Genomic DNA, 13,378 nt, shown 5'->3' with positions numbered 1-13,378 from the left:
GTACGGGTGGCGGGGCTGGGACTGGTGCTGCACCCCACCCGGGACGTCTCCGAGGTGGTCGCGATCATCGAGCGGTGGGCGGCGCGCCACCGCAAGACGTTGATGGTGCGCGCGGAGGACGCGCACCGGGTGCCGTCCAGCGTCGAACCGGTCCCCGCCGAGGAGGTGGCCACCCGGGCGGACGCGCTGATCAGCATCGGCGGGGACGGCACCATGCTGGGCGCGCTGCGCTCCGCAGTGCGGGACCCGAAGCCGGTGCTCGGGGTGCACCTGGGGCGGGTCGGCTTCCTGGTGGAGGTCGAGCCGCCGGACCTGCCGGAGGCGCTGAGCCGGCTGCTGTCGAAGGACTTCACCGTCGAGTCCCACGCCTGCCTGGCCTGCGACGTGTGCGGCGACGACGTGGTGGCCTTCAACGACATCGCGCTGGTCCGCCAGCCCGGCTCCGGCTTCGTCACCGCCACCCTGGCTGTGGACGGCCAACGGTACGGCTACTACCGCTGCGACGCCCTGGTGGTCAGCACGCCGACGGGCTCGACGGCGTACAGCTACGCCGCGGGCGGCCCGCTGGTCTCCCCGGCGGCGAACGCGGTGGTGGTCACGCCGTCGGCGCCGATGGCCGGCATCTCCCGCGCGGTGGTGCTCGCCTCGGAGGAGAAGATCCGGCTGGAGCTGGAGCCGAACTCGGCGGCAGTGGCCGTCGAGATGGACGGGCGGGTGTTCCGGGACGCGGCGACCGAGGGCACCGTGGACATCAGCTACCGCCGGGACGCCGGCCTGGTGGTCCGCTTCGACCCGCTGCGCTATCAGGAGCGCAACCAGTTGAAGCTGAGCCTGCTCGACCTGCCGTTCCTCCCCGACCAGCTGCGCGAGCTGCTCCCGGAGGAACTGCGGCGGGAGCGCAACCAGCGCGAGCTGGAGCCACCCTGCTGACCGGTCCCGGCCCGACGGGCCGCGCCGGCCCCGCTAGGCCTGCGCGAGCACCCCGTCGACCAGGGACTTGGCCTCCTCCTGGATGCGGGCCAGATGCTCGGGGCCCTGGAACGACTCGGCGTAGATCTTGTAGACGTCCTCGGTGCCGGAGGGGCGGGCGGCGAACCAGCCGGAGCTGGTGGTCACCTTGAGGCCGCCGATCGGCGCGCCGTTGCCGGGGGCGGTGGTGAGGGTGGCGGTGATCGGCTCGCCGGCCAGCTCGGTCACGGTCACCTGCTCCGGGGAGAGCTTCGCCAGCACCGCCTTCTGCTCCCGGCTGGCCGGGGCGTCGATCCGGGCGTACGTGGGCGCGCCGAAGCGCCCGGCCAGCTCGACCCAGTGCTCGCTGGGGCTCCGCCCGGTGGTCGCGATGATCTCCGAGGCGAGCAGGCAGAGCAGGATGCCGTCCTTGTCGGTGGTCCAGGTGCTGCCGTCGCGGCGCAGGAACGACGCGCCCGCGCTCTCCTCGCCGCCGAAGCCGACCGCCCCGTCGAGCAGCCCCGGCACGAACCACTTGAAGCCGACCGGCACCTCCAGCAGCGGACGGCCCAGGTCGGCGGCCACCCGGTCGATCATGGAGGAGGAGACCAGGGTCTTGCCGACCGCCGCGTCCGGGCCCCAGTCCGCCCGGGTGCGGAAGAGGTGGCCGATCGCCACCGCCAGGTAGTGGTTCGGGTTCATCAGCCCACCGTCCGGGGTGACGATGCCGTGCCGGTCGGCGTCGGCGTCGTTGCCGGTGGAGACCTGGTACTTGTCGCGGGCCGCGATCAGCGACGCCATCGCGTTCGGCGAGGAGCAGTCCATCCGGATCTTGCCGTCGCCGTCCAGGGTCATGAAGCGCCAGGTCGGGTCGACCAGCGGGTTGATCACCGTGAGGTCCAAGCGGTGCCGCTCGGCGATCTCCCCCCAGTAGGCGACGCTGGCCCCGCCGAGCGGGTCGGCGCCGATGCGCACCCCCGCGTCCCGGACGGCGTCGATGTCGATCGCGGCGGGCAGGTCGTCGACGTAGTGGGCGAGGAAGTCGTACGTCCCGGTGGTGTCGGCGGCGCGCGCCCGGGCGTACGGGACGCGCTTCACCTCCTTGAGTCCGGCGGCGAGGATCGCGTTGGCCCGGTCCTGGATCCACTTCGTGACGTCCGTGTCGGCGGGGCCGCCGTTGGTCGGGTTGTACTTGAACCCGCCGTCGTCGGGCGGGTTGTGCGAGGGAGTGATCACAATGCCGTCGGCGAGCCCGCTCGTACGGCCCCGGTTGTGGGTGAGGATCGCGTGCGAGGCGGCCGGGGTCGGGGTGTAGCCGTCCCGGCTGTCCACCAGCACGGTGACGTCGTTGGCGGCGAGCACCTCCAGCGCGCTGACCTCGGCCGGGGCGGAGAGCGCGTGGGTGTCCCGGGCCAGGAAGAGCGGCCCGTCGAGGCCCTGCTCACGCCGGTAGTCGCAGAGCGCCTGGGTGACCGCGAGGATGTGGTCCTCGTTGAAGGCGTTCTTCAGGCTCGACCCGCGGTGCCCGGACGTGCCGAAGGAGACCTGCTGCGCCGGGTCCGCCGGATCCGGGTGCTCGGCGTAGTAGGCGGTCACCAGCCGGGGCACGTCGACCAGGTCGGCGGGCTGGGCGGGCTGGCCGGCACGGGGATGGGCCACTGCTGGGACCTCCTGACGGGTTGCTGCGGTTCTGCGTTGACGGGCGGGGCTCAGGGCTCGACGCGCTGACCCTTGCCGATGACGACGATGCCGTTGTCGGAGACGGTGTAGCGCTGGCGGTCCTTCTCCAGGTCGACGCCGATCTCGGCGCCCTCCGGGACGTACACGTTCTTGTCCAGGATGGCCCGGCGGACCACCGCGTGCCGGCCGATCTCGACACCCTCCATGAGCACCGCGCCGTCCACGTGCGCCCAGGAGTGCACCTTCACCTTCGGCGAGACGATCGAGTTCTCCACCAGCGAGCCGGAGACCACCGCGCCCGGCGAGACCATCGAGCCGACCGCGCGGCCGACCCGCTCGCCCCACTGGTGGACGAACTTCGCCGGCGGGTACGGCGGCTGCATGCTGTAGATCGGCCAGTCGAAGTTGTAGAGGTTGAACACCGGGTGCACGTTGATCAGGTCCATGTGCGCGTCGTAGAAGGAGTCCAGCGTCCCCACGTCGCGCCAGTAGCCGCGATCCCGGTCGGTGCTGCCGGGCACCTCGTTGTCCTTGAAGTCGTAGACGTTGGCCTCGCCCCGCTCGACCAGCATCGGGATGATGCTGCCGCCCATGTCGTGCTTGCTGGTCTTGTCCTCCGCGTCGCGCTCGACGGCCTCGCACAGCGCACCGGTGCTGAAGACGTAGTTGCCCATCGAGGCGTAGATCTGGTCCGGCGCGTCGGGCAGCCCGACCGCGTCGGTGGGCTTCTCGCGGAACGCCCGGATCCGCCGCCCGTCCTCGCCGACCTCGATCACCCCGAACTGGTCGGCCATGGACAGCGGCTGGCGGATGCCGGCGACCGTCACCGCGGCGCCGGAGGCGATGTGGTCGTCCACCATCTGCCGCGGGTCCATCCGGTAGATGTGGTCGGCGCCGAAGACGATCACGTACTCCGGCTGCTCGTCGTTGATCAGGTTGAAGCTCTGGTAGATGGCGTCGGCCGAGCCGGCGAACCACCACGGGCCGCGGCGCTGCTGCGCCGGCACCGGGGTCACGTAGTTGCCGAGCATGGTCGACATCCGCCAGGTCTGGGTGATGTGCCGGTCCAGCGAGTGGGACTTGTACTGGGTCAGCACGACGATCTTCAGAAAACCGGCGTTGGCCAGGTTGGAGAGGACGAAGTCGACCATGCGGTACATCCCGCCGAAGGGGACGGCCGGTTTCGCCCGGTCGGTGGTCAGGGGCATCAGGCGCTTGCCCTCCCCGCCGGCCAGGACGATCGCGAGCACCTTGGCAGCCATGTCACGAACGCTATCCATCCGGCTGCGACTTCACCACTCGTACGGACGGACTTCTGCACTAGGGTGCGGGGGCATGACCGATTCCGCTCGCCTGCGCGTTGACCTGCTCACCCGGGAGTATCCGCCGGAGGTGTACGGCGGCGCCGGGGTGCACGTCGAGTACCTGGCCCGGGAGCTGCGCCGGCTCGCCGACGTCCGGGTGCACTGCTTCGGCCTGCCGCGCACCGAGCCGGGTGTCACCGCGTACGCCGAGCCGCCCGGCCTGACCGGCGCGAACGCCGCGCTGCGCACGATGGGCGTGGACCTGGAGATGGCGGCCGGCTGCGCCGGCACCGACGTGGTGCACAGCCACACCTGGTACGCCAACCTGGCCGGGCACACCGCGAAGCTGCTGCACGGGGTGCCCCACGTGGTGACCGCGCACAGCCTGGAGCCGCTGCGGCCGTGGAAGGCCGAGCAGCTCGGCGGCGGCTACGCGCTCTCCTCCTGGTGCGAGCGCACGGCGGTGGAGGCCGCCGACGCGATCATCGCGGTGAGCGCCGGCATGCGCCGCGACGTGCTGACCGCGTACCCGGAGGTGAACCCCGACAAGGTCCGGGTGGTCTACAACGGCATCGACACCGCCCAGTACACCCCGGACCCGAACACCGACGTGCTGGACCGGCTCGGCATCGACCCGGCCCGCCCGAGCGTGGTGTACGTCGGGCGGATCACCAGGCAGAAGGGGCTGCCCTACCTGCTGCGGGCCGCCCGGGAGCTGCCGGCCGACACCCAGCTGGTGCTGCTCGCCGGCGCACCGGACACCCCGGAGATCGCCGCCGAGGTGGAGGGGCTGGTCGCCGAGCTGCGGGCCAAGCGGTCCGGGGTGGTCTGGGTGGCCGAGATGCTGCCCAAGCACGAGGTGATCCAGGTGCTGACGCACGCCACGATCTTCGTCTGCCCGTCGGTCTACGAGCCGATGGGCATCGTGAACCTGGAGGCGATGGCCTGCGAGACGGCGGTGGTGGCCACCGCCACCGGCGGCATCCCCGAGGTGGTCGCCGACGACGAGACCGGCCTGCTGGTCCCCATCGAGCAGGCGACCGACGGCAGCGGCCGGCCGCTGGACCCGGAGCGCTTCGTCGCCGACCTCGCCGCGACCATCAACGAGCTGCTGGCCGACCCGGCGCGGGCGGCCGAGTTGGGCCGGGCGGGCCGGCGGCGGGCCGTCGAGCATTTCTCCTGGGACACGATCGCGGAGCGGACCCTGGAGGTGTACCGGTCGGTGGGTGCAGCCGGCTGACGCCGTTCCCGGCCCGGGGGTCACCCCAGGGGCGAAGCAAAGTTAGTTGATCATGGTTTGTGCTGGTCGGGGTCATCGGGTCGCGGTGTCTAGGGCGGCCGATGGGCGCGGCCTTCCTTTGTGGAGGATGAAGGTGCTGAAGCCATCATCTCCGTCAAGAAAGGCCGCTTGTGGCAGTCTCGCACGTCCCGGTCGCGGGCATCATCGCCTGCGGCGATCGTGATTTGTCTGATGTGACGTCGTTGGTCGAGCTGTTCGCGCTGGTGAGGGATCCGCGTAAGCGGCGGGGGGTGCGGCATCGATGCGCGGCGGTGTTGACGCTGATGGTGTTGGCGGTGCTGTGCGGGGCGGGTAACTTCCGGCAGGCCGCCGACCGGGTCGCGGAGATGCCGCAGGCGTTCCTGGCCGCTGCGGGTGCCCGCGCCCATCCGGTGTTGGGGGTGCGGTTGACGCCGAGCCGGGACACAATTCGTCGGCTGGTCGAGGCTATCGACGCTCCCGCTGTTGACCTGCTGGTCTGCCGGTGGATGGCCGCCCGGCTCATCCCCGACGGCGGACGGTTGGGCGTGGGACTGGCAGTGGACGGTAAGACGGTCCGCAACTCCGGCGGCGGCGCATCCCCGGACGCGAAGCTGTTCTCGGCGATGCGGCACGACACGGCCGTGGTCATCGGGCAGGTCCAGGTCCCCGCCGACACCACCGAAGTGACCCAGATCGAAGCGCTGCTGGGCCCGATCCAGGTCGCCGGGATGGTCGTCACCGCCGACGCCGCCCATCCCAACCGGGACACCGCCGAATACCTCACCGGCCGGGGCGCCGACTACGTGTTCACCGTCAAGGGCAACAAGCCTTCCCTGCTGGCCGCCATCTGGAACCGGGTGCCCACCGCGACTGCCGACACCGCCACACACGTCGAGGAAGAACACCGCAACGGGATGATCATCCGGCGGTGGATGTGGACCGCCGACGCCGACGGTGTCGACTTCCCCGCCGCCGCACAGGTCTTCCGGCTACGCCGCGACACCTACAACCTGTCCGGCCAGCGCATCAGCAAAGAGATCATCCACGGCATCACCAGCCTGAGCGCCGATGACGCCACTGCCGGCCAGCTCGCCGGTTACGTCCGCGAACACTGGGGCATCGAAAACAAGATCCACTGGGTGCGCGACGTCCTGTTCGCCGAAGACCACCAGCACGCCTACACCGGCCACGCCGCCCACGGCATGGCCCTGCTGCGCAACCTCGCCCTCGGACTCATCCGACTCGCCGGACACACCAAGATCAAGCAGGTGCTGGAACGCAACCACGGCAACAAGACGCTCATCCCCGCCCTGCTCAAAGCATCCCGACCATGATCAACTGACTTTGCTTTGCCCCTGGGGGTCACCCCTCGGGTGTGAGCAGCTCCATCAGCTCGTCGGTGGACATGTGTTCGGTCTGCTTGGCGCCGCCGCGGCCGCGCATGTGGCGCACGAGTCGCTGCCCCGGCTCTTGTCCCCGCCCACCCGCACGATCCGCAGCGCGCCGCCATCGTCCACCACGTCGACTTCGTCGGGCTGGTGCAGCCCGTGCCGAGCGCGCAGGGCGTCCGGGATAGTCACTTGACCCTTGCTGTTCAGTTTCATCGCGCTCCTCATTCCACTGCCACACCGAACGCGTGTCGTACCTGCCTCAAGCGTGACCCCACCCCGACCGCCTGTGCATGAACCATTGCCAGCTGAGCCGAGCGCGAAGCGATCTCGCGCAGTAGGTTGGACCGGTGGCCCACGGGCGTAGCGCGTAGGCTCCGGCCGTTGGCCGGACGCAGACCATTACGAAAGGCGTGACAGGACGGTGCACTATTCTGTCACCCGTGGGCGAGCGGGTGGTGAAGCGAGCGTACCGCTACCGCTTCTACCCCAGTCCCGACCAGGCCGAGCAGCTCGCTCGCACGTTCGGCTGCGTGCGTTACGTCTACAACCGGGCACTCGCCGAACGCTCGCGGGTGTGGATACAGGAACAGCGCCGCGTCACGCACGCCGAGGCAGACCGGTGGCTAACGGGGTGGAAGCGAGAACCGGAAACGGCTTGGCTGGCCGAGCCTTCGAAGGGCCCGCTGCAGGCGACGCTGCGGAACCTGCAGGCCGCGTACGTAAACTTTTGGAACAAACGCGCGAAGTACCCGACGTTCAAGAAGAAAGGCAAGACGACCGACTCAGCCACGTACTTCCGCAACTGCTTCACCTACCGGGATGGCAAGATCACCCTTGCGAAGCAAGACCAGCCGTTGCGAATCGTGTGGTCCCGACCGCTACCACACACCGCGGTGCCGTCGCAGGTAACCGTGTCGCGGAATTCCCGCGGCCAGTACCACATCTCAATCCTGGTCGAGACGACGGTTCACGAAGGCCCGGCGACCGACGCCGCAGTCGGGATCGACCTTGGTATTGCATCTCTGGTCACGCTGTCGACCGGGAAGAAGATCGCCAACCCGCGACACGAACGGCGAGACAGCGAGAAATTGTCCCGCGCCCAACGTACCTTGTCACGCAAGAAGAAGGGCTCCGCGAACCGAGCCAAGGCGCGGGCGAAGGTGGCGAAGATTTGTGGTCGGATCTGGGATCGTCGCCGCGATGCGCTGCACAAGCTGTCCACGAAGATCATCCGCGAGAACCAAACGGTGGTCATCGAGGACTTGAGTGTCCGCAACATGATCCGCAACCACTCCCTCTCCCGTGCGATCTCGGACGCGGCGTGGTCGGAGCTACGAAGGCAGTTGGAGTACAAGGCGGCCTGGTACGGCCGCGAGGTGATCGCGATCGACCGGTTCTACCCGAGCAGCAAGACCTGCTCGGCCTGCGGAGCGATCGCGGAGAAGCTGCCGCTGAACGTCAGAGAGTGGACGTGCCGTTGCGGCGCGCGCCACGACCGCGACATCAATGCGGCGAGGGCCATCTTGGCGGCCGGGCTGGCCGTGTCTGCCTGCGGAGACGGAGTGAGACCGCCTCGCTCCTAGAGCAAGGAGGCATCCGTTGATGAACCAGGAATCCCTCGGCTTTAGCAGGGGGAGCGCCAATGGACGGTTCCCGATCGAAGACGTCTCCCCCGTCGTCTCCTGCGGACGCTATCCGGCCAAGGCGGTGGTGGGTGAGCTCGTGCCAGTGTCGGCGCGCGCGTACCGCGAGGGCCATGACGCGCTCGGCTGCAACGTGGTCTGGCTCGGCCCGGACGGCGCGGCCCGCCCGTTCACCCGGATGCGCCCCGGCGAGCCCGGGCAGGACCGCTGGCACGCCACCATCCGGCCCGACGCGGTCGGCGACTGGGTGTTCACCGTCGAGGCCTTCCAGGACCCGTACCTGACCTGGCAGAACGCGGTCACCAAGAAGATCGCCGCCGGCCAGGGCGCGGCCGAGCTGGCCAACGACCTGGCCGAGGGCGCCCGGGTGCTGGAGGCGGCGCTCGAGCTGGTCCCGGCCGTCGACCGGAAGCGGGTCCGCGCGGCGGCGACGGCGCTGCGCGACGCCAGGCTTCCGCTGCCCCGGCGGGTCGCCCCCGCCCTCGACCTGGCCGACCTGCTCTGGGACCACCCGGTGCGGGAGCTGGTTACCACCGGCGAGGAGCACCGGCTCTGGGTGGACCGCCCCCGGGCGCTCTTCTCCGCCTGGTACGAGTTCTTCCCCCGCTCCGAGGGCGCCGTCCCGGCCACCGTCGACGCCCCGGCGCGGTCGGGCACCTTCGCCACCGCGACGGACCGGCTGCCCGGCGTCGCCGCCATGGGCTTCGACGTGCTCTACCTGCCGCCGATCCACCCGATCGGCCGGGTCAACCGCAAGGGCCGCAACAACTCGCTCACCGCCGGGCCGGACGACGTCGGCTCGCCGTGGGCGATCGGCGCCGCCGAGGGCGGCCACGACGCCATCCACCCCGACCTGGGTACGCCGGCGGACTTCCGCGAGTTCATCGCCGCCGCCGCCGAGCAGGGCCTGGAGGTGGCGATGGACCTGGCGTTGCAGTGCGCCCCGGACCACCCCTGGGTGACCGAGCACCCGGAGTGGTTCACCACCCGGGCCGACGGCAGCATCGCGTACGCGGAGAACCCGCCGAAGAAGTACCAGGACATCTACCCGCTGAACTTCGACAACGACCCGGAGGGCATCCGGGCCGAGGTGCTGCGGGTGGTGCTGCACTGGGTCGGCGAGGGCATCCGGATCTTCCGGGTGGACAACCCGCACACCAAGCCGTTCGACTTCTGGCACTGGCTGATCCGGGAGGTGAAGAAGGTCGACCCGGACGTGCTGTTCCTGGCCGAGGCGTTCACCCGGCCGGCGATCATGCACGGGCTCGGCAAGATCGGCTTCACCCAGTCGTACACCTACTTCACCTGGCGCACGTCCGCGGCCGAGATGCGGGCGTACTGCGCGGAACTGGTCGCCGCGGCCGACTACATGCGACCGAACTTCTGGCCCAACACCCCGGACATCCTGCACGAGTCGTTGCAGCACGGCGGCCCGCCGATGTTCAAGATCCGGGCGGTGCTGGCCGCGCTGCTCTCCCCGTCCTGGGGCATCTACGCCGGCTACGAGCTCTTCGAGCACGTCGCCCGCCCCGGCGCCGAGGAGTACCTGGACAACGAGAAGTACGAGCTGCGCCCCCGGGACTGGGCGGGCGCCCAGGCGCACGGCCGGTCCCTCGCGCCCTTCATCGCCACCCTCAACCGGGTCCGCCGGGACAACCCGGCCCTGCACCAGCTGCGTAACCTGCGCTTCCACGACATCGACAACCCGGCGCTGCTCTGCTGGTCCAAGCACGACCCGGAGACCGGCAACACGGTGATCGTGATCTGCTCGTTCGACTCGCACACCGTCCAGTGGGGCAACACCACCCTGGACATGCCGGCGCTCGGCTTCGACTGGCACGAGCGGTTCACCGTGCGCGACGAGCTGACCGGCGCCAGCTACGACTGGGGCCAGCGCAACGCGGTCCGGCTCGACCCGTACCTGCAGCCCGCACACGTGCTGACGGTCCGCCGCCCGGCCGCGACCGGCCCGGAACCGGCCGTGCCGGCGGCGCCGCAGCTGACCGTCGAAGACGTACCCGCCGACCTCTCGGGCGGCACCGCCCCGACCGCACCGGCTGCGAAGGACGACGCACGATGGACCAGCTGATCGCCGGCGAGACGCACGACCCGCACGCCGTCCTCGGCGCGCACCCCGCCGACGGGCGCACCACCATCCGCACCATGCGCCGGGGCGCCGCCGAGGTGGCGATCCTCGTCGGCGACGAGCGGCACCCGACGAAGCGGGTGCACGACGTCGGCGTCTTCGAGACCGTCGTGCCGGGCACGGTGCTCGACTACCGGGTCGAGGTGGACGGCGCCACCCACGACGACCCGTACCGCTACCCGCCCACCCTCGGCGATCTGGACCTGCACCTGATCGGCGAGGGGCGGCACGAGCGGCTCTGGGAGGCGCTCGGCGCGCGGGTCTTCGACGAGGGCGTCGCGTTCACCGTCTGGGCGCCGAACGCGCGCGGGGTGCGGGTGGTCGGCGACTTCAGCGGCTGGGGGCCGGACGACGGCTGGCCGATGCGCTCCCTCGGTGCCAGCGGGGTGTGGGAGATCTTCGTGCCCGACGCGCACGTGGGCGCCCGCTACAAGTACCGCGTCCTCGGCGCCGACGGGCACTGGCGGGACAAGGCCGACCCCCTCGCGGCGTACGCGGAGGTGCCGCCGGCCACCGCCTCGGTGGTGCACCACTCGACGTACGAGTGGTCCGACGCGCTCTGGCTGGAGCGGCGGGCGCGGCGGGCCCCGCACCAGGAGCCGATGAGCGTCTACGAGGTGCACCTCGGCTCGTGGCGGCCGGGCCTCGGTTACCGGGAGCTGGCCGAGCAGCTCACCGCGTACGTCACGGAGATGGGCTTCACCCACGTCGAGTTCCTGCCGGTGATGGAGCACCCGTTCGGCGGCTCCTGGGGCTACCAGGTGACCGGCTACTACGCACCGACGTCCCGCTTCGGCGACCCGGACGACTTCCGCCACCTGGTGGACCGGCTGCACCAGGCCGGCATCGGCGTCATCCTGGACTGGGTGCCCGCACACTTCCCGAAGGACGAGTGGGCCCTCGCCCGCTTCGACGGCACCCCGCTCTACGAGCACCCCGACCCGCGCCGCGGCGAGCACCCCGACTGGGGTACGTACGTCTTCGACTTCGGCCGCCGCGAGGTGCGCAACTTCCTCGTCGCCAACGCCCTCTACTGGCTGGCGGAGTTCCACGTCGACGGGCTGCGGGTCGACGCGGTCGCCTCGATGCTCTACCTCGACTACTCCCGCCAGGAGGGGCAGTGGGCTCCCAACGTGCACGGCGGCCGGGAGAACCTGGAGGCGATCGCCTTCCTCCAGGAGGTGAACGCCACCGTCTACAAGCACCACGCCGGGGTGGTGATGGTCGCCGAAGAGTCCACCGCCTGGCCGGGCGTCACCCGCCCCACCGCCGAGGGCGGGCTGGGCTTCGGCTTCAAGTGGAACATGGGCTGGATGCACGACACCCTGCTCTACGCCTCGAAGGACCCGATCTACCGGCAGCATCACCACCACCAGCTCACCTTCTCCCTGGCGTACGCCTGGAGCGAGAACTACGTGCTGCCGATCAGCCACGACGAGGTGGTGCACGGCAAGGGCTCGCTGGTCGGCAAGATGCCCGGCGACACCTGGCAGAAGCTGGCCAACGTGCGGGCGCTGCTGGCGTACATGTGGGCGCACCCGGGCAAGCAGTTGCTCTTCATGGGCTGCGAGCTGGCCGACGACCGGGAGTGGAGCGAGGAACGCGGCCTCGACTGGTACCTCACCCACGACCCGGCCCGGGCCGGTGTGCAGCGTCTCGTGGCCGACCTCAACACCGCGTACCGGGCCACCCCGGCGCTCTGGGCGCAGGACACCGAGCCGTCCGGGTTCCGCTGGATCGCCGGGGACGACGTCGCCAACAACACCGTCTCGTTCATCCGGATCGCCCCGGACGGCGCGACCCTGGTCTGCGTGGCAAACTTCTCCGCCCTGCCGCTGGAGGACTACCGGGTCGGCCTGCCGGCCGGCGGCACCTGGACCGAGATGATCAACACCGACGCGCACCACTACGGCGGCTCGGGGGTGGGCAACCTCGGCGCGGTGCACGCCCAGGACGTTCCCTGGCACGGGATGGTCGCCTCGGCGCCGCTGCGGGTGCCCCCGCTCGGCGTGCTCTGGCTGCGCCGCGACTGAGCACTGCCGTCGGAGCGGTTCGTGGCGCGCCTCCTCCGCGTGGCGCGGCCCGCGGACGTGGCGCACCGCCTCGCCGTGGCCCCTGCCGCTGATGTGGCTCCGGCGAGCGGTATGCCTGTGAGTCATAAATATGCCTGACAGGCATATTGCCCTCCGCACCTGACGAAGGCGACCACTACCTTCCGTAGATGATCAAGCCTTGATTCGTCACGCTCAGTTGAATTGCGCGCTCTGGCGTCGTGCTGCGGTGAACCGGTCGCGTGGACCGCCCGTACCGCTGACCGGATGCCGGACACCCGTGGACGACGAGGCGGAGGAGCTTCGATGGCGTGGAGCAGGGGCACAACCAGGAGACGCGGGACGGCGGCTTCGTCCCGGAACCGGAAGATCGCCGGCGGGGTCGCGCTGGCGTTGACCGCCGGCGCGGCCTTCGCGGTGGCCACCGGGACGGGCCAAGCGGCGGAGAACTGCCAGGGCCTGGACACGGCCCTGCGCAACAACCTGACCTTCATCGCCGACCAGCGGCGGAACCCGGACGCGAACTCGGCGGCCCGGATCGCCAACCGGCAGTCCGTGGTCGACCTCATCCAGCAGCGCCGGGCGGCGGCCGGCTGCGCCGCGACCGTGGACGTGGCCGGGGCGGCCTGTCCGAGCGCCCCGTGGGAGGCGGCCATGTCGAAACAGTTGGATCAGGCGTGGGCAATCACCCAGGAGATGAGCGGTGAGAGGTCGGGTCAACTGGTCGATCCGGCGGCCACCGAAGCCCGGATGAAGCGGCTCGCCGGGCTCGTCGGCGGTCTGCAGAGTGTCGCGCAGGGCGCCGCCCAGGCCGGCGCGGCCCAGGACGACGGCGCGGCCCAGGACGACGGCGCGGCCCAGGACGACGGCGCGGCCCAGGACGACGGCGCGGCCCAGGACGACGGCGCGGCCCAGGACGACGGCGCGGCCCAGGACGACGGCGCGGCCCAGGAC

The 13,378-nt window shown here is 70.7% G+C and carries 8 protein-coding genes and 2 pseudogenes; 7 read left to right on the top strand and 3 right to left on the bottom strand.

All coding sequences use genetic code 11. From position 1 onward, the window contains the following. Positions 1 to 15: 15 nt before the first annotated feature. Positions 16 to 930 (top strand): NAD(+)/NADH kinase, encoded by a 915-nt coding sequence (locus DKT69_RS21465; RefSeq protein WP_438361852.1) that lies wholly within the window; start codon positions 16 to 18, stop codon positions 928 to 930. Positions 931 to 963: 33 nt separating this feature from the next. Here DKT69_RS21465 and pgm read toward each other — a convergent pair whose 3' ends face one another. Together pgm and glgC are read right to left on the bottom strand one after the other, a co-directional pair. Further along, positions 964 to 2,607, bottom strand: a complete 1,644-nt coding sequence (pgm, locus tag DKT69_RS21460) for a phosphoglucomutase (alpha-D-glucose-1,6-bisphosphate-dependent) (protein ID WP_109803313.1) — start codon at positions 2,605 to 2,607, stop codon at positions 964 to 966. 50 nt (positions 2,608 to 2,657) lie between these two features. Further along, entirely contained in the window at positions 2,658 to 3,908 is a 1,251-nt protein-coding gene (glgC, locus tag DKT69_RS21455; RefSeq protein ID WP_109803312.1) for a glucose-1-phosphate adenylyltransferase, read from the bottom strand. A 55-nt stretch (positions 3,909 to 3,963) separates the two neighbouring features. Here glgC and glgA point away from each other — a divergent pair, with 55 nt between their 5' ends. Continuing rightward, a complete protein-coding gene (glgA, locus tag DKT69_RS21450; RefSeq protein WP_109803311.1) occupies positions 3,964 to 5,172 on the top strand; it encodes a glycogen synthase in 1,209 nt (402 codons plus the stop codon). 242 nt (positions 5,173 to 5,414) lie between these two features. After that, positions 5,415 to 6,527, top strand: coding sequence for an ISAs1 family transposase (locus tag DKT69_RS21445; RefSeq protein WP_161557916.1), 1,113 nt, complete (start codon positions 5,415 to 5,417; stop codon positions 6,525 to 6,527). Between the two features lie 201 nt (positions 6,528 to 6,728). Here DKT69_RS21445 and DKT69_RS41170 read toward each other — a convergent pair. Continuing rightward, a pseudogene (locus DKT69_RS41170) lies at positions 6,729 to 6,797 on the bottom strand (AbrB/MazE/SpoVT family DNA-binding domain-containing protein); the annotation flags it as partial. 227 nt (positions 6,798 to 7,024) lie between these two features. On the opposite strand from DKT69_RS41170, the gene DKT69_RS21435 reads away from it, so the two are divergent. From DKT69_RS21435 to DKT69_RS39075, 4 genes and pseudogenes are all read left to right on the top strand, one after another. Then, positions 7,025 to 8,167, top strand: coding sequence for an RNA-guided endonuclease InsQ/TnpB family protein (locus DKT69_RS21435; RefSeq protein WP_201749780.1), 1,143 nt, complete (start codon positions 7,025 to 7,027; stop codon positions 8,165 to 8,167). Positions 8,168 to 8,186: 19 nt separating this feature from the next. Then, positions 8,187 to 10,316, top strand: a complete 2,130-nt coding sequence (locus DKT69_RS21430) for an alpha-1,4-glucan--maltose-1-phosphate maltosyltransferase (protein ID WP_109803309.1) — start codon at positions 8,187 to 8,189, stop codon at positions 10,314 to 10,316. After that, a complete protein-coding gene (gene glgB, locus DKT69_RS21425) occupies positions 10,304 to 12,406 on the top strand; it encodes a 1,4-alpha-glucan branching protein GlgB (protein WP_109803308.1) in 2,103 nt (700 codons plus the stop codon). The genes DKT69_RS21430 and glgB overlap by 13 nt, the downstream gene beginning before the upstream one ends. Before the next feature lie 324 nt (positions 12,407 to 12,730). Then, a pseudogene (locus tag DKT69_RS39075) lies at positions 12,731 to 13,378 on the top strand (hypothetical protein); the annotation flags it as partial.

Origin of the sequence: Micromonospora sicca (assembly GCF_003172935.1) — a bacterium.
GTDB lineage: Bacteria > Actinomycetota > Actinomycetes > Mycobacteriales > Micromonosporaceae > Micromonospora > Micromonospora sicca.
This window is presented reverse-complemented; position numbering and strand designations above follow the sequence as displayed.

Bases quoted from the DNA above. Each gene is read 5' to 3' on its own strand.
- glgC (WP_109803312.1), bottom strand. From the start codon at position 3,908: ATGGATAGCGTTCGTGACATGGCTGCCAAGGTGCTCGCGATCGTCCTG.
- glgA (WP_109803311.1), top strand. From the start codon at position 3,964: ATGACCGATTCCGCTCGCCTGCGCGTTGACCTGCTCACCCGGGAGTAT.
- glgB (WP_109803308.1), top strand. From the start codon at position 10,304: ATGGACCAGCTGATCGCCGGCGAGACGCACGACCCGCACGCCGTCCTC.
- DKT69_RS21430 (WP_109803309.1), top strand. From the start codon at position 8,187: ATGAACCAGGAATCCCTCGGCTTTAGCAGGGGGAGCGCCAATGGACGG.